22 protein-coding genes are annotated in these 24,227 nt (G+C 67.1%); 11 read left to right on the forward strand and 11 right to left on the reverse strand.

Going from position 1 to position 24,227, the window contains the following annotated elements; all coding sequences use genetic code 11:
• The first annotated feature begins 18 nt into the window (after positions 1-18).
• Together BR78_RS0117690 and BR78_RS0117695 are read left to right on the forward strand one after the other, a co-directional pair.
• Entirely contained in the window at positions 19-561 is a 543-nt protein-coding gene (locus BR78_RS0117690; RefSeq protein ID WP_029937271.1) for a superoxide dismutase family protein, read from the forward strand.
• Positions 562-657: 96 nt separating this feature from the next.
• Entirely contained in the window at positions 658-1,848 is a 1,191-nt protein-coding gene (locus BR78_RS0117695; RefSeq protein WP_051683403.1) for a serine hydrolase domain-containing protein, read from the forward strand.
• A gap of 153 nt (positions 1,849-2,001) precedes the next feature.
• Here the strand turns inward: BR78_RS0117695 and BR78_RS0117700 are convergent, their stop codons facing one another.
• Positions 2,002-3,516: an alpha/beta hydrolase gene (locus BR78_RS0117700; RefSeq protein WP_049811734.1), complete on the reverse strand. Its 1,515-nt coding sequence runs from the start codon at positions 3,514-3,516 to the stop codon at positions 2,002-2,004.
• A gap of 71 nt (positions 3,517-3,587) precedes the next feature.
• Between BR78_RS0117700 and BR78_RS0117705 the strand changes: the two genes are divergently transcribed.
• Positions 3,588-4,118 carry a MarR family winged helix-turn-helix transcriptional regulator gene (locus BR78_RS0117705; protein WP_197021400.1) on the forward strand — a complete coding sequence of 177 codons (531 nt, stop codon included), beginning with the start codon at positions 3,588-3,590 and terminating at the stop codon, positions 4,116-4,118.
• Between the two features lie 146 nt (positions 4,119-4,264).
• Here the strand turns inward: BR78_RS0117705 and BR78_RS0117710 are convergent, their stop codons facing one another.
• Positions 4,265-5,812, reverse strand: coding sequence for an N-acyl-D-amino-acid deacylase family protein (locus BR78_RS0117710; protein ID WP_051683404.1), 1,548 nt, complete (start codon positions 5,810-5,812; stop codon positions 4,265-4,267).
• A 110-nt stretch (positions 5,813-5,922) separates the two neighbouring features.
• Here BR78_RS0117710 and BR78_RS0117715 point away from each other — a divergent pair, with 110 nt between their 5' ends.
• Entirely contained in the window at positions 5,923-7,974 is a 2,052-nt protein-coding gene (locus tag BR78_RS0117715; RefSeq protein WP_037567022.1) for a glycoside hydrolase family 43 protein, read from the forward strand.
• A gap of 1 nt (position 7,975) precedes the next feature.
• Here BR78_RS0117715 and BR78_RS0117720 read toward each other — a convergent pair whose 3' ends face one another.
• A complete protein-coding gene (locus tag BR78_RS0117720) occupies positions 7,976-8,338 on the reverse strand; it encodes a hypothetical protein (protein ID WP_025561114.1) in 363 nt (120 codons plus the stop codon).
• Positions 8,339-8,408: 70 nt separating this feature from the next.
• Positions 8,409-9,968 carry a spinster family MFS transporter gene (locus BR78_RS0117725; protein WP_025561113.1) on the reverse strand — a complete coding sequence of 520 codons (1,560 nt, stop codon included), beginning with the start codon at positions 9,966-9,968 and terminating at the stop codon, positions 8,409-8,411.
• Between the two features lie 72 nt (positions 9,969-10,040).
• On the opposite strand from BR78_RS0117725, the gene BR78_RS0117730 reads away from it, so the two are divergent.
• The 4 genes from BR78_RS0117730 to BR78_RS0117745 all read left to right on the forward strand — a co-directional run bounded on the left by BR78_RS0117730 (position 10,041) and on the right by BR78_RS0117745 (position 16,389).
• Entirely contained in the window at positions 10,041-10,505 is a 465-nt protein-coding gene (locus BR78_RS0117730) for a low molecular weight protein-tyrosine-phosphatase (RefSeq protein WP_025561112.1), read from the forward strand.
• A gap of 212 nt (positions 10,506-10,717) precedes the next feature.
• On the forward strand, positions 10,718-13,219 hold the full coding sequence (locus BR78_RS0117735) for a TonB-dependent receptor domain-containing protein (protein WP_029728536.1): 2,502 nt from the start codon (positions 10,718-10,720) through the stop codon (positions 13,217-13,219).
• A gap of 201 nt (positions 13,220-13,420) precedes the next feature.
• Positions 13,421-15,253 carry a methyl-accepting chemotaxis protein gene (locus tag BR78_RS0117740; RefSeq protein WP_443027685.1) on the forward strand — a complete coding sequence of 611 codons (1,833 nt, stop codon included), beginning with the start codon at positions 13,421-13,423 and terminating at the stop codon, positions 15,251-15,253.
• Between the two features lie 101 nt (positions 15,254-15,354).
• Positions 15,355-16,389: a DUF2332 domain-containing protein gene (locus tag BR78_RS0117745; RefSeq protein ID WP_029728538.1), complete on the forward strand. Its 1,035-nt coding sequence runs from the start codon at positions 15,355-15,357 to the stop codon at positions 16,387-16,389.
• 25 nt (positions 16,390-16,414) lie between these two features.
• On the opposite strand, the gene thpR is transcribed toward BR78_RS0117745, so the two are convergent.
• Positions 16,415-16,951, reverse strand: a complete 537-nt coding sequence (gene thpR, locus BR78_RS0117750) for an RNA 2',3'-cyclic phosphodiesterase (protein WP_029937274.1) — start codon at positions 16,949-16,951, stop codon at positions 16,415-16,417.
• 113 nt (positions 16,952-17,064) lie between these two features.
• On the opposite strand from thpR, the gene BR78_RS0117755 reads away from it, so the two are divergent.
• From BR78_RS0117755 to BR78_RS0117765, 3 genes are all read left to right on the forward strand, one after another.
• Entirely contained in the window at positions 17,065-17,829 is a 765-nt protein-coding gene (locus BR78_RS0117755) for a Bax inhibitor-1/YccA family protein (protein WP_029724361.1), read from the forward strand.
• A 137-nt stretch (positions 17,830-17,966) separates the two neighbouring features.
• A complete protein-coding gene (locus tag BR78_RS0117760) occupies positions 17,967-18,320 on the forward strand; it encodes a hypothetical protein (protein ID WP_037567025.1) in 354 nt (117 codons plus the stop codon).
• A gap of 8 nt (positions 18,321-18,328) precedes the next feature.
• Entirely contained in the window at positions 18,329-19,279 is a 951-nt protein-coding gene (locus BR78_RS0117765) for a cation diffusion facilitator family transporter (RefSeq protein ID WP_029724359.1), read from the forward strand.
• A 4-nt stretch (positions 19,280-19,283) separates the two neighbouring features.
• Here BR78_RS0117765 and BR78_RS20635 read toward each other — a convergent pair whose 3' ends face one another.
• The 6 genes from BR78_RS20635 to BR78_RS0117795 form a co-directional block, all read right to left on the reverse strand.
• A complete protein-coding gene (locus tag BR78_RS20635; protein ID WP_037567027.1) occupies positions 19,284-19,523 on the reverse strand; it encodes a hypothetical protein in 240 nt (79 codons plus the stop codon).
• A 41-nt stretch (positions 19,524-19,564) separates the two neighbouring features.
• Positions 19,565-20,875 carry an amidohydrolase gene (locus BR78_RS0117775; RefSeq protein WP_025560414.1) on the reverse strand — a complete coding sequence of 437 codons (1,311 nt, stop codon included), beginning with the start codon at positions 20,873-20,875 and terminating at the stop codon, positions 19,565-19,567.
• Positions 20,876-20,986: 111 nt separating this feature from the next.
• Positions 20,987-21,400, reverse strand: a complete 414-nt coding sequence (locus BR78_RS0117780) for an endonuclease domain-containing protein (protein ID WP_025560413.1) — start codon at positions 21,398-21,400, stop codon at positions 20,987-20,989.
• A 70-nt stretch (positions 21,401-21,470) separates the two neighbouring features.
• Entirely contained in the window at positions 21,471-22,097 is a 627-nt protein-coding gene (locus BR78_RS0117785; RefSeq protein ID WP_025560412.1) for a DUF4893 domain-containing protein, read from the reverse strand.
• Between the two features lie 30 nt (positions 22,098-22,127).
• Positions 22,128-22,913: a 3-hydroxybutyrate dehydrogenase gene (locus BR78_RS0117790; RefSeq protein WP_025560411.1), complete on the reverse strand. Its 786-nt coding sequence runs from the start codon at positions 22,911-22,913 to the stop codon at positions 22,128-22,130.
• Between the two features lie 14 nt (positions 22,914-22,927).
• On the reverse strand, positions 22,928-24,067 hold the full coding sequence (locus BR78_RS0117795) for a patatin-like phospholipase family protein (protein WP_025560410.1): 1,140 nt from the start codon (positions 24,065-24,067) through the stop codon (positions 22,928-22,930).
• Between the last annotated feature and the right edge of the window lie 160 nt (positions 24,068-24,227).

Consider the following 24,227-nt stretch of genomic DNA (forward strand, 5'->3'; position numbering starts at 1 on the left):
GACCGGCAGGAGTGAGTCATGAAGCGCGGTGCGATGGTGGCGGTTGCGGCAATGGTGGCGCTGGGCGGGTGTGCGACGCCAGCGGAGAATGCGCGCTACATGGCAGGACATTACCGCGCGCAGGCCGACATCAAGAATGCCGCGGGCGAGTCGATCGGCACGGCGATCGCCGAGGAAGTCGATGGTTCGATCCGAGTGATGGTCGAGGCGGGCAAGCTGCCGCCGGGGCCGCATGGCACCCACATCCACACCGTCGGCAAATGCGAGGGTCCCAGCTTCGCGAGCGCGGGCGGGCACTGGAATCCCACCGCACACCAGCACGGCAAGGAGAACCCCGCGGGTCCCCATTCGGGCGACATGCCCAACCTCGAAATCGGCGAGAGCGGCGGCGAAAGCGGCCGCGACCGGACGATTTTCACGCTGCCCGGCGGCACCTATCAGCAACTGCTCGACGAGGACGGCGCGGCGATCGTGATCCACGCCGACCCCGACGACTACAAGACCGACCCCTCGGGCAATTCGGGCGGGCGGATCGCCTGCGGGGTGTTCCAGGCGATGTGAGGCGATGGGCGGCCGTCGCCCCCGGTATTCCGGTTGCGCAGCCGCCAGCCAGCCCGCACAATCGGCGACTGCTTCACCAGATGAGGACGGTCGCCCATGTTCCGACGGCTTGCTGCCTGTCTGTTGCTCGCCGCATCGCTGGCCGCCGGCCCGGCAAGAGCGGACGACCGCGCGTTCGACAAGGCAGTGGCCGAATTCCGGGCACTGCACCGGGCCGAAATGCGCAAGGCGGGGATCGTCGGGAGCAGCTTCTACGTGGTGCGGGGCGGGCGCACGATCCTTGCCGACCATCTCGGCGAGCAGGACGCCGACGCGCATGTACCGGTCGACGCGCAGACGATCTATCACTGGGCGTCGATCACCAAGACGATGACGGGGATCGCGATCTTGCAGCTGCGCGACCGCGGACTGCTGACGCTCGACGATCCGATCCTGCGCTACGCGCCCGAGCTGGCGGCGGTGCATAATCCGTTTGGCGATACCGGGGCGATCACGCTGCGCCAGCTGATGAGCCACAGCGCGGGCTTCGGCGGCGGCACCTGGCGCTGGCGCGACCGCGACTGGCAACCGTTCGAGCCGCCGGGCTGGGCGCAACTGGCGGCGATGATGCCCTATACCGAAGTCAAGTTCGCGCCCGGCAGCCGGTTCAGCTATTCCAATCCGGGGATCGTCTATCTCGGGCAAGTGATCGAGCGGCTCTCGGGCGAGGATTTCGAAGTCTATATCGACAAGAACATCCTGCGCCCGCTCGGCATGCATGCGAGTTACTTCGACCGCACGCCGCCCTTCCTGCTGCCGCACCGGTCGCACAGCTATTATGTCCGCGACGGCAAGCGGACCGCCGCGCCGTTCGATGTCGATACCGGCGTGACGGTGTCGAATGGCGGGCTCAATGCGCCGATGCCGGACATGGCGAAATATGTCGCGTTCCTGTTGGGGGATCCGAAGCGGGCGGACTATGATCTGGTGCTCAGGCGCGCATCGCTCGAGGAGATGTGGCGGCCGCAGATCGCGGCAGGGGAGGACTTCACCCAGGGGCGGATGGCGCCGACGACATGGAGCGGATTGTCGTTCTTCGTCGACCAGAGCGAGGGCGTGCGCCTCATCGGCCATAATGGCGACCAGAACGGCTTCCGCGCCTATCTGAGCCTGTGCCCCGATCAGGGGATCGGCAGCCTGCTCGCGTTCAACACCGAGACGCGCGGCGTGGAGAACGACGCTTCGAACCGGACGACGGCGGAGTCGCGGATCGCGCTGGCGACCGATGGGCTGTGCAAGGCGGGGTGAGCGAGGGGCATGCCGCGATAGTCGAAGCGCCTGGTTGCGACTCGTTGTGGACACGGGGGCTCGACCCAGCCGATGGCCTGATGTGCCCGGGCTTGTCGGCTTCAATGCAAGGGACGCTTTGAGCGTCTCCCTTCTTCGAACAAAGATGCTGGATCAGCGCGTCAGCTGAACCGGCGGGGCGAAACCAGGCACGTCGAACTTGGGCGCTGCCAGCGAGACCTCGGTGGGCAGCCCGCGCGTCTCCCCCGTTCTCAGGAAATCATAGATCGCCTGCTTGGCGGCCGGATCCTGGCGCAGCTGGTAGAAGGTGCCGCCATGCCCCGTGCGGTGCACGAGGATCGCGTGGCCATTGGGAAAATAAGGCAGCAGGCCGAGCGTGTTCTCGATCGGCGTCGAGGTGTCCCAGTCGCCATGGACGAAGACGACCGGGATCGGGGTGACGCGCGGCAGCCGCACCTCGTCGCCTATATCGGGAGTGGGCCAATCGGCTGCCGAGGCAAGGTTCGATGCGAAATTCCAGCTGCCCAGCAGGTCCACCGCCGGATCGGTACGCATCAGATGCTCGCGCTCGGTGGTGACGCCCAGGCTGGTATCGATGAGCAGTCCGAGCAGCGTGGCCGGACCGCCGGCGCGGTCGGCGATCGTCTGGCGCGCCCAGTCGTCATAATGACCATAATAGAGGGAGAGGATGAAGGCCGGCCAATGCTCCGCCTCGTCGGTATGGGCGAGAAGTGCAAGCTGAAGGTCCTCCGCTCCCAGCACGACGGTCCGCGTCTTGCCGGTGTCGTCCGCGACAGTGACGCTGACCGGCCCGGCGGCGAACCGCTGGTGGAGCGCGTGCACGGCCGCCATCATCCCGCCTTTGGGTAGCCAGGGTGCCAGGCCGGGATCGCGGTCGGCATCGAAAGCGATGCGCTGAAGCGCGGCGAAGATATGCGACGGCATGTCGTACGCGTTGTTCAGCGGCTCGACCGAGGAGAGCACGGCCCGCGCGACGATCTCGGGATGGAAGCGCATCACGGCGAGCGACCATTGCGAGCCGAAGCTGCCGGCGAACAAACTGATCTTGTCATAGCCGAGCGCGCGGCGAACATCGTCGACATCGGCCGCGTATGCGTCGATCGTATAGCCGGACAGGTCCTTGTCGGGATTACGCGCCACCGCCCGCCGTGCCAGCGCCCGCATCGCGAGCGTGTCGGCGCGCACCGAGCCCGGCTTGTCGAGCGGCAACGCATCCGCCGTCTCGACGAGCATCTCGCCGCGCCGCGTATAACCGCGCTGCTCGACCACGACGAGATCGCCGACCGCGCCGAAGCCCAGCCAGTGGCTCAGACGGCGCTGGGCGGTGTCGTCCTTGTCGGTGAAAGCGCCGAGCACGCTGAGGGCGGGGCCGCCCGGCAGCCAGAAGACCGGCGGCGCGCCGGTGGGGCGAGGCGCCTTGATCCGCGCGAAGCCGATGCCGATCCGGCGGCTGTCCGGCCTGGCGCGGTTCTCGGGCACGTAGAGCGTGCCGATCTCATAGGGGACGGTCTCGCCGGTCGGGAGCTTGATGCTGCCCTGCTCGATCACGACCCGGTCGGACGCCCTTTGTTGGGCAGATGCCGGGAGGGGCAGCGTCTGAACGGCCAACGCCAGAAACGCGCAGGCCAGCGTCCGAATCGATCGCATGAGAACTCCCCGGGAGAATGGGTTGCGGCCAATTGCTCCCTGATATATAAGTTCATGTCAAGATACTTTATATGAAGATTCCTGTCATGCCCGAACAGCAGCTGCCGGCTCATCCCGAGGACATCGTCGACCAGCTTCTCCATGATTGGGCACGTGAGCGGCCGGACCTGGACGTGTCCGCGATGGCGGTGGTCGGGCGCCTCCTGCATATCGGCGGCCTGCTGCAGGCGCGCGCCGGCGAGCGGCTCCAGGCGCACGGGATCGGCTATACCGAGCTCGACGTGCTCGCCACCTTGCGCCGATCGGGTGTGCCCTATCGACTGACCCCGACCGTGCTTCGCAAATCCGTGCTGCTCACCTCCGGCGCGATGACGGCGTGTCTCAACCGGCTGGAGCAGCGCGGATTGATCTCACGCAGCCCGGACGCCAGCGACCGGCGATCGCTGACGGCGACGCTGACTCCCGAGGGACTGGCGTTGATCGACGCGGCAATCGCCTCCCATTTCGCCCAAGCCCAACAAGCTGTTACCGGCCTCGATCACGCCGAACGCGCCGAACTGGCGCGCCTGCTGCGAAAGTTTCGGCTTCAGCTCGAAGCCTGATCCGCCCGAATCGCTTCCGACAGCAGCTTTCGGGCGGGAGCCGCTTGTCAGCCATAGTCCGCGAGCGGGTCGATGCCTGAACGAGCGGCAGAATTCGGGATCGCAGCGATTAGCGCCGGATCTCGGCAAATGGGCGGATCCTTAGCCTAACGCGCCCGCAACAGGCGCCCCGATGTGGCGATGCGCCGGCCGCCTTCGAACGCGGGCTGGCCGTTGACCATCACCAGATCGAATCCCTCGGCCATCGCGAAGGGGTTCACATAGGTCGAGCGCGCCTTCACCTTTGCGGGGTCGAACAATATGCAATCGGCCATGGCGCCCTCGCGGAGCACGCCGCGATCGGCGAGGCGGAGGATGGTGGCGGGGAAGCCGGTGGTCTTGCGGACGGCTTCCTCGATCGGGAGCCTTTTGTCGCGGACGACATATTGCTCGATCCATTTGGCATAGGTGCCGGTGGCGCGGGGATGGCGCATGCCGGGGCCGCCATCGGTCGAGATCGCGACATGGGGATCGACGATCAGCGTGTCCTGCAGCGCTTCGTCCATCGTGAAATGCGCGCCCGAGCCGGCCGTAGGGCCGAGCTTGATCAGGAAATCGGGGAAGGAAAGGCCGGCCTCGGCGGCGGCTCGTGCGAGGGTCTTGCCGGCATAAGGCGCGGTACCGAGCAGCAATGCCTCGGGGCCGCCGCGGCGGATCATGCGCTTCTCGAGATAGTCGCGCAGCTCCTGCCGGCGTGCCGCGACGATTCCGGCATAATCGGTGGGCGGGAGCGCCCATTCGGGGAAGAGGATCGCGATGCCGGTATATCCGGCGGTATAGGGATATTCGTCGGCGGTGAGCCGGATGCCCTGCGCGCGCTTGGCGGCGAGGAAATCGAGCAGGGCGCGGGCGCGGGCTTCGCCTTTGCCGAACACCACTTTGAGGTGCGAGATGTGCGGGCGGGCGGGGAGCGACGAGGCGATCAGCTCGTCGATCGAGGCCTCGATCGCCTCGTCATTCTCCGAGCGCATATGGCTCATCACCACGCCGTCGTGGCGCGCGACGACGCGACCGAGATTGGCCAGCTCGGGCGTCTGCGAATAGATGCCGGGGACATATTCGAGGCCGTAGGAGAGGCCGAACGCGCCGGCGCGGAGCTCGGCCTCGAGCTGGGCCGCCATGCGCGCGAGCGCGGCCTGGTCGGGGCGGCGGACCGCGTCGGGTATCCTCACTGCGCGGCGGAGCGTGCCGTGGCTGGCGAGCGCGGCGACGTTGACGTCGATGCGGGCGCGATCGACTGCCGTCATCCAGTTGCGCAGGTCGAGATCCTTGCCGATGCGCGGGCCGCTGCCGTCCTGGCCGAGGACGATCGTGGTGACGCCCATCGCGAGGAAGCTCTCGAACGACTCTTCGAGCGGGTCGCCATGGCTGTGCGTGTCGATGAAGCCGGGCGCGAGGACGCGGCCCTCGCCGGCGACGATGCGGGTGGCAGTGACGCGCGCGGCGGTGGCGGGCGCAGTGATCCGCGCGATCCGATCGCCGGTGACGAGCACGTCGGCGAGGCGCGGGGCGGCGCCGGTGCCGTCGACGAGCAAGACTTCGCGGAACAAAGTCGAGGCCGGCGCGCGGGCTGCGGCACGGCCGGGCAGGGTCGCGAGGCCGCCGGCCGCCGCGGCTCCGCCGATCAGCTGCCGGCGCGTAAGGCGCTGGGACATCAGGCTCTCCCCCTCGATTTCGGCGGGCCGGGCCCGCCAATAGTCTGATAATTCGATTGACAGTTTCGCGGCACCCTCAATAGCGCTGTCGACCCATGCAGGAGGGGAATATGGCTCGGGTTTCGCGACTCTGGATGGCAATGGCGTTGTGCGTTGCGGGCTTGCCCGCGGCGGCGCAGACGCCCGGCAGGACCTGGACCGCCGACAATGGCGACGGGACTTTCACCAATCCCCTGTTCTACGACGAATTCTCCGACCCCGACATGATCCGGGTGGGCGACGACTATTATCTGACCGGCACGACGATGCACACGATGCCGGGGCTGCCGATCCTCCATTCGCGCGATCTCGTGAACTGGAAGCTGCTCGGCTACGCGTTCGACCGGATGGATCTGGGGCCGGACATGCGGCTCGAGGGCGGCAAGGAAATGTACGGGCAGGGGATCTGGGCGCCGAGCTTCCGCTATCACGACGGCACTTTCTATATCTTCTCGAACGTCAACGGCCACACCACGCAGGTCTTCCGCGCGACCAATCCGGCGGGGCCGTGGACGCGCACGCCGATGAAGCGATCGCTCCACGATCTGGGCGTTTTGTTCGACGACGACGGCAAGGTCTATGTCGTCTGGGGCTATCGCGAAGTGCGGATGGCGCAGCTCAACGCAGCGCTCGACGACCTGGTGCCGGGCAGTGAGCGCGTGATCATCAACGCCGATCAGGGGATGGGCGAGGGCGCGCATCTCTACAAGATCCAGGGGCGCTATTTCATCACCAGCGCATGGTATTCGGGGCGGATGCGGATGCCGATGGCGCGCGCCGACAAGCCCTATGGGCCCTATGAAGTGAACCATGCGGTGAGCCTCGACGAAGGCTGGGGGAGCGAGGTTGGCTATCGCCACCGTGGTGCGCCCAAGCCCCCGTTCGACATCTCGCCGCCGACCACGACAGTGGGGCGCAACGTGCTGCACCAGGGCGGGCTGGTCCAGACGGCGCAAGGCGCGTGGTGGGGCTTCTCGATGACCGATTTCAATTCGCTCGGGCGGCTGACCGGACTGTCGCCGGTGACCTGGCAGGACGGCTGGCCCTATTTCGGCCTGCCGGGCAATCTCGGGCGCACGCCGCGGACATGGATGAAGCCGGCGACGGGCGTGACGCAGAAGCCGTTCGCGCCTTATGTGCGCGACGATGCGTTTTCGGGACCGGCGCTCGGGCGGGTGTGGCAATGGAACCATGTGCCCGACGATGCGCGCTGGTCGCTCGGCGAGCGGCGCGGCTATCTGCGGCTGCATACGCTGCCCGCCGTGGATTTCATGGCGGCGCGCAATTCGCTGACCCAGCGGGCGATCGGGCCGCGCTCGGTGCCGACGGCGGTGCTCGAAACCGGCGGATTGCGCGACGGCGATGTCGCGGGGCTGGCGCTGCTCGGGCTGCCGTACCGGACGCTCGGCGTGAAGCGTGAAAGCGGCGGGCTGGCGATCGAGTTCCATGACCAACTGGGCGACAAGAGGGTGCGCGTGCCGTTTACCGGCAAGCGGATCTGGCTGCGCGCGGATGCCGATTATCTGACCGAGCGGGCGCGGTTCGCATACAGCCTCGACGGACGGAAGTTCACGCCGATCGGCGAGCCGTTCGCGATGGCGTTCCAGCTCAAGACCTTCCAGGGCATTCGCTATGCGCTGTTCGCGTTCAACGCGGCGGGACGCGCGGGGGGCTATGCCGATTTCGACAGCTTCACGGTCGCCGAGGCCGATGCGAAGGGGCTGATGCATCCGATACCGCTGGGCAGGACCGTGACGCTGACGCTGCAGGGCACGAAGCTGGCGGTGGCGGAGCATGAGACTTCGATTGTGGCGCAGGACGGCGGCGCGGCGGCGCGGTTCCGGGTTGTCGACAGGGGAGCAGGGCGCGTGGCACTGGCGCTCGGCGGCGGGCACCTTTCGATCAACGCGACCGGTGACGCCTGGGTCAAGCCCGGCGAAGCGGGCGTCGGCGAGACCTTCCAGTGGATGGAGACGATCTATGGCGAGCCGATGCTGATGTCGCTGGCGACCAACCGCTATCTGACGGTGGATCCGGCGAGCGGGCAAGTTTCGGCGACCAGCCCGGGCGCGCGCTCCGACCGGACGGACCATGCGCGGTTCGTGGTGGCGGAGGCCCGCTAGATCAGCAGGGGCCGTGCCAGAACACGCCCGGATAGGGCTCGGAATAGCATCCATCGAGCATGCTGAGCGCGTCCCTGCGTTCGACGATTTCATACCCCCATCCGCCGTCGAAGAACGGCAGGATGATGATGAGGACCTTATTCCGGCGGAGCATTACGATTTTGGGCTCGAGGCTTGCGATGGCAGGCGGCAAGGCGCTTTTTGGGACCTCTACCCAGCCGTCGGCCGAATAGATCGGATAGGTCGCGATCAAGTGCCGGGATTCGGCCTTGATCGCGCGCAGCGTGGTGACCTGGTAGGTCGGGCCGAGGCAGCTGTTGACCAGCAGGAATAGGGTGAGGACGGCGAATGTGCCGAAGCGCATCCTTCTTGCGCGACGTGCGGACGGGGCGCGCGTGGCGGGCACATCCGCTCCCGAGGCGCTGGCGGTCATATCAAAGCGGCTCGCCTGCGGCCCTTGCCCTCGTCTCGCGCGATGCCTCCGCCGCGGGTACCAGCCGCAGCGCGGCGATCGCGGCGCCGACCGCCAGCGGCAAGGTGGCGAGCAGGGAGAGGATGCCGGTCGACAGGCTGCCGGTGAGATCGGCGACGCGGCCGGCTAGATAGGGCCCCATCGCGAGGCCGATCAGCGTGGTGCCGATGAAGAAGGCGGCAGTGGCGGTGCCGCGCATGCGGGGCAGGACGAGGTCCTGCGTCGCGGCGGCGGCGGCGCCCAATGCGCAGCTCGCGAAGATCTGGGTGAGCGGCAGCATCGCGTAGAACAGGGCCTTGTCCGGCGTCGTGAAGGCGATGATCAGGCTCGGCACCGGGGCGAGGCTGCCGAACAGGATCACCATGATCCGTCCCGACGCCCAGCGCCGGCGCAGGCGATCGGCGGCGATCCCGCCCAGAGTGACGCCGAGAAAGCCGCCGAGGATCGCGGGGCCGCCGATCCATAGACCCGCCTCGCGGCTGGTGATGCCGAAGACCTGCACGGCATAGCTGGGGGCAAGCCCGGCGACGGCGTAGGCGAGGAAGGCATTGAGGCCGTAAGCGAGCACAACCGCGAGGAAGGCGGGGGTGCCGATGATCAGCCTGAACGTCGGCAGATCGCGGTGGCGGAGCGCGGCGGACCAGCTGTAGACGGCGTAGACGCCGATCCCGACCGCGAGCCATTGCGGCATCGGCTCGCCGAGCCGGACCAGCGCGTAGATCGCGGCGGCGACAAGCGCGAGCATGACGAGATTGCGCAACAATGCACGGGCACCGTTGCGCGCGGCGCCGAGCAAGGTGAGCGGCGGGATGATCGTCAGCAGGTCTTCGAGGAAGCTCTTGAACGGCGTGGGATGCGGCGGGGCCATCAGTCCCTCGGACTGGCCACGCATCGGTTCGCGGAGCGTCAGCACCCAGAGCGCGAGGACGAGCCCGGGCAGGCCGACCGCCATGAACGCCGCCTGCCAGCCGACCAGCCCGAAGGGCGGGTCGACGGGGTATGCCGCGTTCCACCAGTCGACGATCGCGCCGCCGAGGAACAGCGAGAAGCCGCCGCCGAAATAGATGCCGGCCGAATAGATTGCGAGCGCAGTGGCGCGCTGGCGTTTCGGGAACCAGTCCGAGATCAGCGAATAGGCCGAGGGGCTGGCGGTCGCCTCGCCGACGCCGACGCCGATGCGCGCCGCCGCCAGTTGGAGCCCGTTGCGCGAGAGGCCCGAGAGCGCAGTCATCGTCGACCATAAGGCCAGGCCGATCGTCATCAGCCGGACGCGGTGCCAGCTGTCGGCGAGGCGGCCCAGCGGGATGCCGAACAGCGCGTAGAACACCCCGAACGCAGTGCCGTAGAGAAATCCGATATCGGCATGGCTGAGCCCGAGATCGCGGCGGATGTGCGGGGCGAGGATCGTCAGGATCTGACGATCGATGAAGTTGAGCGCATAGACGAGAAACAGGACGACCAGGACATACCAGGCATAGGGCCCCGCCTTGCGATCGGCCGCGGGCGCGCTCGAACTGGCCATCCCTTCTCTCCCCTTCTATATCTTTCGCGCAGGCTAGCGAGCATACCGCGTTTACGAAAGAGGGGAATTCCGTTGCGTCCGCCGTCTCTGCTGTTCGTGTGCCTGGGCAATATCTGCCGCTCGCCGCTGGCCGAGGCGGCGTTTCGCGAGGCGGCGGCGCGCGAAGGGCTGGACGCGGTGGCGGATTCGGCGGGGACCGGCGAATGGCATGTCGGCCGTCCGCCCGATCCGCGCAGCCAGGCGGTGGCGCTGCGCAACGGAGTCGACATATCGGGCCAGCGCGCGCGGCGGGTGCGGGGCGCGGACTTTACCGGCTTCGATCACATTCTCGCGCTCGACCCGCAGAATCTGCGCGACCTGCATGCGATGGCACCGGCGTGGAGCACCGCGCGGATCGCGCTGCTGATGGATCATGTCCCCGGCTGCGCGGGGCAGGCGGTGCGCGATCCCTATCATGGCGACGCGGCGGATTTCGACGCAGTGTGGGAGCAAGTGACACGCGCGGCGGACGCGCTGGTGGCGACGCTGCGGAGATAAGGGCGCGGCGTTCCTTTACCCCGCCGCGCGCGGCCGGACGTGGTTAACACAGACTTCCGCGCGCCTCCGATAAACTGCGGACAAGAGCACCGCTTTCCAAGGGAAATCCCGGGGATTTTCGTCGGTTTAGTCGGTGAATTTTTGCATGTCCGCGCCGGCTACCCCTGGGCTCATCCTATAACGGATCAGCATAATCCTTTGGGGAGCATAGAATGAAACGGGGTATTCTCTTCCTGGCTGCCGTTGCGCCGCTCGCGCTTGCAACGCCGGTCTTCGCCAGGCCGGCCGCGCCTTCGGATACACCGAGGACCGAAGCCGATGCGCCTGCGCAGGAGACCAAGAAGGAAGCCGAGAAGGAAGTCTTCTCGACCGGCGTCGCCAAGGGGCGCGACCGCCTCGACAGCGCCACTTCGACCAGCGCGCTGCGCGCCAGCGAGATCGACAAGATCGGCGCGCGCTCGATCTCCGAGATCCTGCGCGACATCCCCGGCATCCGTTCCGAGGCCGCCAGCGGCGAAGGCAATGCCAACATCACGATCCGCGGCCTGCCCATCGCATCGACCGGCGCCAAGTTCCTGCAGCTGCAGGAAGACGGCCTGCCGATCCTCGAGTTCGGCGACATCGCCTTCACGACCGCCGACGCCTTCCTGCGCGCCGACCTGAACCTCGCCGCGGTCGAAGCGATCCGCGGCGGTTCGGCCTCGACCTTCGCGTCGAACTCGCCGGGCGGCATCGTCAACTTCATCTCGAAGACCGGCGACACCGACGGCGGCGCCGTGCAGCTTTCGACCGGGCTCGATTACGGCATGCGCCGCATCGACTTCGATTATGGCGCGCACATCAGCCCGACGCTGCGCTTCCATGTCGGCGGCTTCTACCGCGACGGCGAAGGCCCGCGCGAGACCGGCTTCAACTCGACTCGCGGCGGCCAGATCAAGCTGAACATCACCAAGGAGTTCGAGGGCGGCTATATCCGCTTCTACGGCAAGTATATGGACGACATTACGCCGGCCTATGACATCACTGCGCTCGGCGTGAGCGGCACCAACGAGAACCCGGTCTACAAGAACATCGCCAATTACGATGCGCGTCACGACTCGCTGTTCTCGCGCAACTATCAGAGCCAGCTGACGCTCGACGGCAACAACCAGATCGTCAACGACGACGTGACGGCGGGCCAGCACCCGATCGTCAAGTCGGTCGGCGTCGAGAGCAAGTTCGAAGTCGCCGGCTTCGACATCACCGAGCGTTTCCGCTACGCCGACATGTCCAACCATACCATGGGCATCTATTACGCGCAGTTCATGCCCGCGGCGGTGATGACGGCGGCGTTCGGTGCGCCGGGCGGCACGCTGCGTTATGCCAGCGGTCCGAATGCCGGCGCGACGATCACCAATCCGACCACGCTCAACGGCAACGGCCTGGCCGCGCTGATGATGCTCGCGGATACCGATCTCAACAGCCTCAACAACGTCACCAACGACATCCGCGCCAGCCGCGTGTGGAACGTCGGCGGCAACGACCTGACGACCACCGTCGGCCTGTACAGCTCGCACCAGACGATCGATTCCGACTGGAACTGGGCGACCGTGCTCAGCGGCGTCGCGGGCAATGGCGACGCGCAGCTGCTCGACGTCGCCACCGCGACGGGCGTCAAGATCACGCAGGACGGCACGCTGCGTTATGGCGGGCCGACCGTCGGCACCTTCCGCCGCGGCTACCGGCTCGGCTACACCACCAACGCGCCCTTCGCCTCGGTCAATCTGCGCCTCGGCGGAGTCTCGATCGGCGGCAGCCTGCGCTATGACTTCGGCAAGGCGAGCGGCACGGTGATCGGCTCCGAGCTCGGCGGCGGTCGCGTCGGTGTCGCTGCCAGGGACATGAACGGCGACGGCGTGATCTCGGTCCCCGAGATGCAGGTCGCGATCTCGCCGCTCGCCCGTCCGGCCCCGGTCGATTACACCTATGGCTATCTGAGCTACTCGGTCAGCGCGCTCTGGCGCATCGCCGAGCCGGTCGCAGTGTTCGCGCGCTACAGCCGTGGCGGCCGCGCCAGCGCCGACCGCATCCAGTTCAGCCCGTTCGTCAGCGCGACCGACGGCAGCCTGCTCGACAAGGATGCGGGCGTCGACGTGGTGCATCAGGCCGAAGCGGGCCTCAAGTACCGCAACGAGAACCTGACGCTCAACGTGACCGGCTTCTGGGCCAAGGCCGAGGACACCAACCTCGACTCGACCACCGGCCTGCCGCTGCTGCGCGACTATAAGGCGATCGGCGCCGAGTTCGAAGGCGGCTACAAGATGGGCATCTTCAGCCTGACCGCCGGTGCGACCTACACCGACGCGGAGATCAGCAAGGACGCGATCAACCCCGCGTTCGCGGGCAATGTGCCGCAGCACCAGGCCAAGCTGATCTACCAGGTCACGCCGCAGATCACGACCGACCGGTTCAGCGTCGGCGCGGTGATTGTCGGCACCACCGGCAGCTGGGCCACCGCGGCGAACACGCTCAAGGTGCCGGGCCACACCACGACCAACGCGTTCGTGCAGTTCCGCCCGATCGACCGCGTGACGCTGGCAGTCAACGCCGCCAACCTGTTCGACGTGCTCGCGATCACTGCGATCGACGATCCGGTGATCCCGGCAGTCGGCGTGGCACGTGCGCACGTCCTCAACGGCCGCACCATCTCGGCTTCGGTCCGCTTCGACTTCTGATCGAGGCAAATCGTCCGGGCCGCCGCCGCGCGGCCCGGACGGGATCGCCCGGGGCCACGTGGCGAACGGGCCGGCCATCTCGAGTTCGCTGCGCTTCTCATTCTGAGACGCACGAAAACGGGCGCATTCGGTCCGCTCCGCCGGGAGCGGCCTATAATGCAGATGAAACGAAAGAGCAGAGTAGCGAACATGCTGAAGTCGATGAAAATCCCGAGGAAGCTGGGTCTGTCGTTCCTGACGGTCTGCGCGACTGCGGCGATCGTGATGCTGGTGTTCTACACCAACATCTCGTCGATCCGCAGCACGACCGACGCGAACAATCTCAGCCAGTCGATCCACGCCAAGGCGCAGGCGCTGGAAACCGCCTTGCTGCGGCAGAACAGCCAGATGCGCGGCTTCCTCGTCACCGGGGACGAGAGCTACCTCAAATCCTATAACGAGGGGCGCGACGATTACGACAAGGCCTCGGCCGAGCTCGAGGAGATACTGACCGACGATAAGCAGCAGGCGGCGCTGCTCAAGTCGCGCGAGGAAACGCTCGCGTGGCGCAAGGATTGGGGCGACCGGCTGATCGCCAAGGTCAAGTCGGGCCAGCGCGACGCGGCCGAGGCCGAAGTGCGCGCCGCCGGCAAGGCCGTGCTGACCAGCAACGCCGTGTTGCCGTTGCGCGAGATCAAGGACGCGCAGACCAAGCTGATCGAGGAGAATGGCGCGAGCCAGGAGACCGCGATCAAGAGCGCGCTGTTCGTGCTGGTGATCGGTGCGCTCGCACTGATGGGTATCGCCATCACGCTCGCGGTGATGCTGACCCGGCTGATCGCGCGTCCGGTGAGCGGACTCACCCGGACGATGGCCGATCTTGCCGCCGGCAAGAACGATATCGCCGTGCCCGACACCGATCGCGGCGACGAGCTGGGCGACATGGCCCGCGCGGTTTTGGTGTTCCGTGACGCCGCGGTGGCCAAGCAGGCCGCCGAAGCCGCCAATGCCCGCGCCGAGGCCGAGCAGAAAATGGTGGTCGAGACCGTGTCGGCGCAACTCTCCGAGCTCGCCAACGGCAATCTGACGGCCGAGATCAGCCGCGACTTCCCGGGCGACTATGCGACGGTGAAGACCAACTTCAACGCCGCGGTGGGCGAGCTGCGCGGGCTGATCGGCACGGTGATGCAGAGCGCGGCGACGATCCGCGACGGCTCGAACGAGATCGCCCAGGCGTCCGAGGATCTGGCGCGCCGCACTGAAGCCAATGCCGCGAGCCTCGAGGAAACCTCTGCGGCAGTGACTCAGATGGACGGCCGCCTGAAGCAGACCGCCCAGGCCGCCGGCCGCACGGTCGAGCGCGCCGACGGGACGATCGTGACGGTCTCCAACGGCCGCGCGACCGCCGACGAAGCGATGCAGGCGATGAGCCGCGTCGCGGATTCGGCCAAGGGCATCGACTCGGTCATCGAGGGTCTCGACAAGATCGCCTTCCAGACGCGGGTTCTCGCGATGAACGCGGCGGTCGAAGCCGGCCGTGCGGGCGAAGCGGGCCGCGGCTTCGCGGTCGTCGCCGATCTCGTCTCGGCGCTCGCGATGCGGGCCGAGGAAGAGGCCGGGCGTGCCCGCGACCAGCTGACCGCCACCCAGACCGACATCGTCGCGGCGGTGGAGATGGTCCAGAAGGTCGATACGGCGCTCGCCGACATCTCGGGCGACGTGGGCGAGGTCCACAAATTGCTCGGCGAGATGGCGACCGACAACCAGGCCCAGTCGACTGCGATCAGCGAGATCTCGATCGCGATCGGGACGATGGACCAGTCGACCCAGCAGAACGCCGCGATGGTCGAGCAGACCTCGGCGGCGGCGCGCAACCTGTCGGGCGAAGTCGCCGCGCTCAGCGAGCAGGCGTCGCGGTTCAACGTCGGGTCGCAGAAGAGCGGGGCACGCAAGGCAGCGTCGATCCATTTCGACGGCCCGGTCAAGCCGCTGCCCGCTGCCGCCGTCTCCGCGCTGACCCGCGCGAACGGCCATGACGACTGGCAATCGTTCTGAGGAATCCGGCGGTCGTGCTTCCCGTGCGAGCTGCGACCGCCAACCCTCCGTCAAGATCTGAACATCCGTCGGGCCGGTGGCCCGGCGCGCCCCGGAGGAATATGACCGACCATCTTGCGACCCGGGGAGAATTCTCGCGTCAGGCGGACATTGCGCGCACTCTCGGTTCCCCCTTCGTCGCGGCGGTGCTCGAAGCCGGCGAGCGTCATCTCGGCCAGGCGCCGCGCACCGCGGCACTGATCCGGTCCTGGCCCGGCGATCCTTCCGCGGCGGCGCTGGCAATGCGCTTCAACGCCGCGATCCACGCACTGGCCCGCCGGGGCCGTCCGCAACGGCTCGAATCGCTCTACCGGCGCCAGCATGACGATTTCGACGGCGCGATCGCCGCGGCGATGGCGTCCGAAGACGCCTTCATTGCGCAGTGGATGCAGCAGCCGCCCCAGACCAACGAAGTCAATCGCGCCGCCGCGATCCTCTCGGCGCTGATGGTGGCGGGCGAGCGCTTCGGCCTGCCCTTCGAATTGCTCGAACTGGGATCGAGCGCGGGACTCAATCTCAATCTCGCGCGCTATGCTTATGATCTGGGCGGACTGGCGGCGGGTGCGCCGGACTCGCCGGTGCGGATCGCGCCGACCTGGCGCGGGAGCCGGCCGCCCAAGACGGTGCCCGAGGTGATCGTGGCGCAGGGAGTGGATCTCCATCCGCTCGATGCCGCCGACGAAGCGACGCGCGACCGGCTGCTTTCCTTCGTCTTCGCCGATCAGCCGCTGCGCGCCGAACGATTGCGTCACGCGCTCGATCTTGCGCAGCACCACAAGCCACGGGTCACCCGCGCCGATGCGGTGTCGTGGCTCGCCGAGCAGCTCGCCGAACCGCAGGTGGCGGGGCGCTGCCGCGCGGTGTTCCATTCGATGGTACTGCAATATCTCGACGCCGCCGACCGCAAGGTGGCGATCGACCTGATCGCCGCTGCCGGCTCGCGCGCCACGCCGGAGCGCCCGCTGGCGTGGATCAGCTTCGAATGGACGCCGAACCGCAGCGAGGTCCAGCTATGGCTGACCTGCTGGCCGAGCGGCGAGGCGCGGCTGCTGGCGACCTGCCATCCTTATGGGGCGTGGATCGACTGGCGAGGGTGAGCGGCTGCGCCGCTGGCGAATTGATCTACCCCCGCAGCTGGTAACGTTCCACCGCTTCGTAGATCGCGCCTTCGCGGCCGAGCGTGCTTTCGAACAGCAGGAAGTGATCGAGCGTGAACGGCGCACTGGCGAGGCCGGCATGGCTTTCGAGGAAGCGATCGGTCTGTCCGGCGCTGGCGTTCATCCGCGCCAGCGTGACATGGGGCAGATAGGCGCGGCCCTCGGGGGCGAGGCCGCAGCGGACCAGCGCCTGGTCGACCTTCTTGTGGAGCCCGGCGAGCGCATCGTGCGGGCGGACGCCGGCCCAGAGCGCATTGGGCCGGCCGCGGCTGTCGAACTGGCCGACTCCGGCGAGCGCGACCTCGAGCGGGGGATAGTGGATGCTCGAGAGCGCGATCGCGATATCCTCGGCGAGCGGGCGCTCGATTTCGCCGATGAAGCGCAGCGTCAGATGGAGCTGGGAATCGTCCTGCCAGCGCGCGCCGGTGACGCCTCCCATCAAGGCGAGCAGCTGCTCGCGGATCGCGCGGGGCGGACGGAGGCCGACGAACAGGCGGTGCATGGCCGGCTTTAACCACGGATCGGGGCTGAGCCCCAGCCGGTTTCGCTTGAAAAGGATCGGCCGAGGAACGATATTCGGCGGACGCCGGCAAATGCCGGCAAGAGGAGTTTACAATGGCAAACTGGTCGGATCCCCGCACGAGCGCAGCGGCCTACGCACCCGGTGCAGCGCGCGCAGACTATGATGCGGGCCTCAGATCCTACATGCTGTCGGTCTACAATTACATGCTTTCGGGCGTGCTGCTGACCGGCATCGTCGCGCTGGCGTTCGGCAAGATCGAATCGCTGCAGCGGCTGCTGTTCGTCGTGCAGGAAACTTCGCGCGGGTTCTCCATCGGGCCGTCGCTGCTCGGCTGGCTCGTGATGCTCTCGCCGCTGGCGATCGTCTTCGCGATGAGCTTCGGGCAACAGCGCATGTCGGAAGGCACGCTCAAGGCGCTGTTCTTCGCTTATGCCGGCCTGCTCGGCGCGTCGCTCTCGACGATCTTCATCACCTATACCGACGCCTCGATCGCGCAGGTGTTCTTCGGCACGGCCGCCGGCTTCGCCGGACTGAGCCTCTACGGCTACACGACGAAGAAGGACCTGTCGGGTCTCGGCACCTTCCTGATCATGGGCCTGATCGGGCTGATCGTGGCATCGATCGTCAATATCTTCATCGGCTCGAGCACGATGAATTTGGTGATCAGCGTGATCGGCGTGCTGATCTTCGCGGGCCTGACCGCCTATGACACGCAGAAGATCAAGAGCATCTACGCGCATGTCGCCGGCACGGACATGATGGGCAAGGTCGTGATCATGGGGGCGCTGAACCTCTATCTCGACTTCATCAACATGTTCCTGTTCCTGCTCCGCCTGTTCGGCAGCTCGCGCAACTGAGCTCCCGATAGCGTCAAGCCAAAGCGCGGCCCGGCGGTACTCCCGCCGGGCCGTTTTTATGTGCGGCTTGTTTTCCGCACGGGAACGCGACTCGGGCGACGGTTGTTACAGCCGGGCAACGCTCAGGAGAGTGAATCATGGACGCGAACCCGATCGACCCGGCGATGGACAAGATGTCGGTGGCGCCGGGACCCGATAGCGAGGATCCCGCAGAGCGCCCCGCTCCCGTGGCGTCGGCCGATGCCGGCACCGACGAATCGATTGCCCAGCGGCTGGAGCGCAACCCCGAAAGCAAAGAGGCGCGGCTCGACCGGGCGCTCGACGAATCGATGGACGCGTCGGACCCGCCCGCATCGACTCAGCCGGTGCACAGCCATTCGCTGCCCGAAAGTTCGGGCTATGACGAAAAGGCCGAGGAGAAGCTCGCCGCGGGCCCCGCGGGAACGAAGGGCATCATCGGCAAGGTGCTGCACAAGCTCGGCCTCGACTGAGGTCTGATATGGGAGCGTCCCCGGCGTCGGGCTGGCGCGCCAATATCGTTCTCTATGCCGCACTGGCGGCCAATCTGGGGATCGCCGTCGCCAAGTTCGTGGCGGCGACGATCACCGGTTCGTCGTCGATGCTCACCGAGGGCGTCCACAGCGTAGTCGACAGCGGCAATCAGGGGCTTTTGCTCTACGGACAGCGCCGCGCGAGGCGGCCGCCCGATGCCGAGCACCCGTTCGGCTATGGTCGCGAGCTCTATTTCTGGGCGTTCGTCGTCGCGATCCTGATCTTTGGCCTCGGCGCCGGCGTTTCGGTCTATGAGGGCTGGAAGCACATCCAGCACCCCGAGCATCTGCGCGATCCTCTGGTCAATTATATCGTATTGGGCGTGGCGATGCTGCTCGAGGGGACGAGCTGGGGAATCGCGCTCAAGGAATTCGCCGCCAGCAAAGGCGAGATGGGTTGGTGGGAGGCGGTGCGCGAATCCAAGGATCCGGCGGGATTCATCGTATTGTTCGAGGATTCGGCGGCGCTCGCCGGGTTGCTGGTGGCGGGGGTCGGCATCTGGGCGAGCCATGCGTGGGGCGACCCGCGGATCGACGGCGCGGCATCGATCGCGATCGGCTGCATCCTCGCGGCCGTGGCGATTTTGCTCGCGCGCGAGGCCAAGGGGCTGCTGATCGGCGAGCGCGCCAATCCCGAGGTGATCGAATGCGTCCGCGCAATCCTGAGCAGCAAGCCCGAGATCGTGCGAGTCAATCACGTCCGCACGATCCACACCGCCCCCGATCGCATCTTCGTCGCGGTCAGCGCCGATTTCGAGGACCATATCACGATGGGCGCGGGCGAGACGCTGATCGAGGCGATCGAGCATGAATTGAAGGCGGCGCTGCCGATGCTGTCTTCGATCTACATCCGGCCCGAAAAAGCGGAGGATGCACCCGAGGCGGTAGCGGTGGGATGAGCGATCAGCCCTGGCGCAGCGTGGGCCGGTGGAGGGAGTGTTCCTCGATGCTCGCGCGCAGGGCTTCGGCAGCGTCCGCCTCGTCGATGGCGCGCAGCAGATCTTCGAACTTGCCGTCATCCGAAACCGGGAAGCAACGCTTGAAGCCGCTTCCCAGCCGTTCGAGGTCGCGATCCGTAAGCAGCCCGACCGCGACGATATGCTCCTGCGCCAATACCCACACTCCGGCGAACTCGTGCGGCATTAACGAGGATTAAGCCGGTTTGTGCCAACGGCCTGTCGATTTTAGCGCTTCAATATGTCGAGCGCGGCCGCGGTCATCGCTTCGGTGGCGGTGCCGATCACGGCTTCGGCCTCGGGCGCCCAGAAAGGGCTGTGGAGCGAGGGGAGCGCGTCCCTGCCGGCCTGCGCCGCATCCCACTTCGCTTTCGGAACCCCGCCGACCCAGAAGATCATGCTCTGGATCGACTTGTCGGCGAGGTAGAAGCGGCCGAAATCCTCGCCGCCCATCACTGCGGGCGTCTCGACCACGCGGTCCTTCCCGAAGCGGCCGGTCCACAGCGTCTGGAGGCGGCCGGTGAGCGGCTCGGTGTTGAAGGTGGAAGGGGTACCTTCGTTGCGGACGGTGACCACCGGCATGCGGTCCTCGGGGATGCCGGCGGCGACCGCCTCGCCCTTGGCGATGCGGGCGATGCCGTCGAGCAGTCTCTTGCGCACCTCGGGCGTGTAGCTGCGCACGGTGAGCAGCATCGTCACTTCCTTGCCGATGATGTTGTGCGTCGAGCCGCCGTGGATAGCGCCGACAGTGACGACGGCACTATCCTGCGGATCGATCTCGCGGCTGACGAGCGTCTGGAGCGTAGTGACGATACGCGCGGCGAGGACGATCGGATCGCGCGTGGTCTGGGGATAAGCGCCGTGGCCGCCGACCCCCGAAACCTTGATGTCGACCGAATCTACATTGGCGAGCGCATAGCCCGAGCGCACGCCGATCGTGCCGGCGGGAAGCGAGGCGGCATCGTGGAAGGCGAGCGCGAATTGCGGCTTGGGGAAGCGCGTGAACAGCCCGTCCTCGAGCATCATCCGCGCGCCCATGCCGCGCTCCTCGGCGGGCTGGGCGATCATCACGAGTGTGCCCTTCCACTGCGATTTCATCGCGGCGAGATTGCGCAGCGTGCCGATCCACGAGGCCATATGGGTGTCGTGACCGCAGGCGTGCATCACGCCGGTCTCGATGCCCTCGTCATTGGTGGTGCGGACCTTCGAGGCGAAGGGGAGGCCGGTGTCCTCGGTGACGGGGAGGCCGTCCATGTCGGCGCGGATGAGGAGGATCGGGCCGGGGCCGTTCTTGAGGATCGCGACGACACCGGTGCCGCCGACCTTCTCGGTGACTTCATAGCCGGCCTTGCGCGCCTCGGCCGCGAGCTTGGCGGCGGTCTGGACCTCGTGGAGGCTGAGCTCGGGATTGGCGTGGAAATCGCGGTAGAATTCCATCAGCTGGGGAAGCGCGCGCTGGGTGGCGTCGCGGACGGGATCTGCAGCGAGGGCGGGTGTGGCGAGGGACATGGCGAGGGCTGCCGTGAGGAAGATGCGCATGTGGGGAGGCTAGCAGGGGCGGGGGCGTTGTCGAGGGGGTGGTATTTGCGGCAATGTTGCCTGCTCGCTGGACCTCGCCGCTCACCCTGGCCCCCTTTCAGGGAGAGGAGTTTAGAAGCGTGAGCGCGGCCGCCTGGCGCGCCCCTCCCTGAAAGGGAGGGGTTGGGGGTGGGTGCCGCCGAGGCACTCGGCGGCGGCTTGGAGGAGAAGTTGGGCCGCAGCGTCAGGGTCGGTCAGCACTTCGCTATTCCACAGACGCATAACCACCCAACCGCGTTCGCTGAGGAAGGTGGAGCGGCGATCATCAGCGACTTCAGTGTCGAGGTGTTGACTACCGTCGAATTCGACCGCCAGCTTTGCCTTGCGACACGCGAGGTCGATGATGAAGGGCGGTTCGATCAGTTGGCGGGTAAAGGCGGGGCGATACTGCGAGACGCGATGCCAGACTGCTCGTTCGGCCGGCGTGGGATTGTTGCGCAGCTCGCGTGCTCGAGCGGTCAAATAGGCTGGCACGCGATTTCGCATGCGGCTAGCCTAGCTCGGCTCGCTGGCGCTCGCCACCCACCCCCGGCCCCTCCCTTTCAGGGAGGGGAGTCTACGTCGCCGGGACCAGTTCCATCACGTCGACGATCGATTCGAAGCGTGGGCGCGGGAACACCACGCGCCAGCGTTTGGCGCCGATGCGCTCGACATAGCCGATCATGTCGCGATTGGCGTCCAGGCCGTAGCGCAAAGGTGCGGTCTCGTCGCCGAGGACAAGCGTGCCGAGGAAGATCTGGCGCGTAGGGTCGTCCGGGAAGATCAGCCCGGTGGGACGCTGCGAGCCGGTGAGCTTGTGGAGGCTGCGGACTTCGCCTTCGTCGGCGATGCGGCAATCGAAGGCGGGGTAGGTGGTGAAGTCGCGCACCGCGGTGCCCTTGGCGCCGAGCTTGAAAGTCCGGCAGCGATAGGCGCCCTGCGGGATCGCCGGATCGGGAAGCGCACGATCGGGATCGAACAGTAGGGGATCGGCGGCGATGGCCTTGGGATCGGCCTTGCGCGCGAGCGGCAGCGCTTCGTCCCACGCCTTGCGCCAGTCGCGCATGCGATCGCGATCGTCGCTGGTCGCGACGCTCTGCCAGCGCACATTGGTGGCCAGCGACGAGGATGTGGCCTCGCGATAGACGCTGCAGCCCGCAAGGCCCGGCACCAGGGCAATCGCGACGGGCAGCTTCCACTTCATCCTACGTCCCCTTTGCGACTCTGCGACCGCTTACGCCGCGGTCCAGCCGCCATCCATCGAATAGTTGGCGCCGGTGATTTGCGCGGCTTCGTCGCGGCAGAGAAAGAGCGCGAGCGCGGCAACTTGTTCCGGCTGGACGAACTGCTTGGTCGGCTGGGCGTCGAGCAGGACGTCGTTGATCACCTGCTCGCGGGTGAGGTTGCGCGTCCTCATCGTATCGGGGATCTGGTTCTCGACCAAGGGCGTCCAGACATAGCCGGGCGAGATGCAATTGACGGTGATGCCATGGGTGGCGACTTCGAGCGCGGCGGTCTTGGTGAGGCCGGCGATGCCGTGCTTGGCAGTGACATAGGCCGATTTGTTGGGGCTGGCGACGAGGCTGTGCGCCGAGGCGGTGGTGATGATCCGGCCCCATTTGCGCGCCTTCATGGCCGGTATAGCGGCGCGCATCAGGTGGAAGGTCGAGCTGAGATTGATCGCGATGATCGCGTCCCATTTCTCGATCGGGAATTCGTCGATCGGGGCGACGTGCTGGATGCCGGCATTGGAGATCAGGATGTCGACGCTGCCGAGCTCCTTCTCGGCGTGGGCGACCATCGCGGCGATCTGGTCGGGCTTGGTCATGTCCGCGGGATCGTAGAGTGCCTTCGCGCCGGCGGTGGCTTCGAGCGCGGCGCGTTCGGTCTCGATCGCGGCGGCATCGCCGAAGCCGTTGATCACCACCGATGCTCCCTCGGCGGCGAGTGCCTTGGCATAAGCGAGGCCGATCCCCGACGTGGAGCCGGTGACGATCGCGGACTTGCCCTTGAGGAACATGGAATACTCCTGAACTAGCGGTGCGTGAGGTCGAAGGCGGCGGTCTTGCCGTCGAGGATGTTCTCGGCGACTAGCCGGGCGCTGGCCATGGTCTCGGCGACTGCGGCGCGGCCGGCCTGCCAATGCTCGTGCATCGAGCGGGCGGAGAATTCGAAGTCGCGCGATCCGCCCTCCCAGGCATTGGCGCGGTAGATCAGCTGGACGAGGCTCAGCGGCTTCTCGTCGGCGAGGTGGCGGAGCGCGGCGACATCGGGGTCGTCGGCGAGATCGGGCGGGAGCTTGGCGAGGACGCGGCGGATCGCCTCGCGATCCTTCCGCAGGCGCAGGCGCTCGTCGGAAACCTGCCGGGTGCGGCTGGAGAAGCGGATCTCCTTTTCGCGGGCGAGCACGTCGGTGATCGTACGCGGGAGATCGGCGGCGGCGGGAAAGAGATCGACCTGGAAGACGAGGGTGTCCTCGCACTGGCGATCGAGGATGTGCGTGAGCGGGGTATTCGAGACGAGGCCGCCGTCCCAATAGTACCGCCCGTCGATCTCGACCGGGGGCAGGCCGGGCGGGAGCGCGCCCGACGCCATGATGTGGCGCGCGTCGAGGCGCTCGTCGGCAGTGTCGAAATAGCGGAAATTGCCGCTGGCGATGTCGACCGCGCCGACCGAGAGGCGGACGGGCCCCTTGTTGAGCAGGTCCCAATCGATATGCGCGTCGAGCGTCTCGCGCAGCGGCGTGCTGTCGTAGAAACTGAGTGCGCCGGGCGTGCCGGGCGTGGCGAAGGCCGGCGGGACGGCGCGCGGCCGGAAGAAGCCGGGGACGCCGCCCATCAGCACCGTCGCCGCCGCCCATTCGTGGGAGAATTCGCGTGCGGTGTCGCTCAGCGGAATCGAGAAATCGGGGAGTGCGGCGGTGACGCCTTCCCAGAACGCCTTGATCGCGGCGAGGCGCAGTTCGGGGGGATTGCCGGCGAAGAGTGCGGCATTGACTGCGCCGATCGAGATGCCCGCGACCCAATCGACTTCGATGCGCGCTTCCTCCAGCGCCTCGATCACGCCGGCCTGGAAGCTGCCGAGCGCACCGCCGCCCTGGAGCACCAAAGCGACGCACTCCGGAAGCGGCAGTCCTGCGACGCGGCGGCGCGGGCGGGGATCGGCGTCGGCCATGTGCGGCATGTGGCGTATCTATGGGAGGTCCGCAATCCTCCCCTCGATCGTCATCCCGGCGAAAGCCGGGATCTCAGGAGGCAAGCGCGAAGCCCGCGGCATGCGATCCCGGCTTTCGCCGGGATGACGGAAACGGGTGCAACGCTTGACGGGTTGAGGC

The organism is Sphingomonas sp. UNC305MFCol5.2 (genome assembly GCF_000712135.1).
In the GTDB taxonomy this organism is placed as follows: Bacteria; Pseudomonadota; Alphaproteobacteria; order Sphingomonadales; family Sphingomonadaceae; genus Sphingomonas.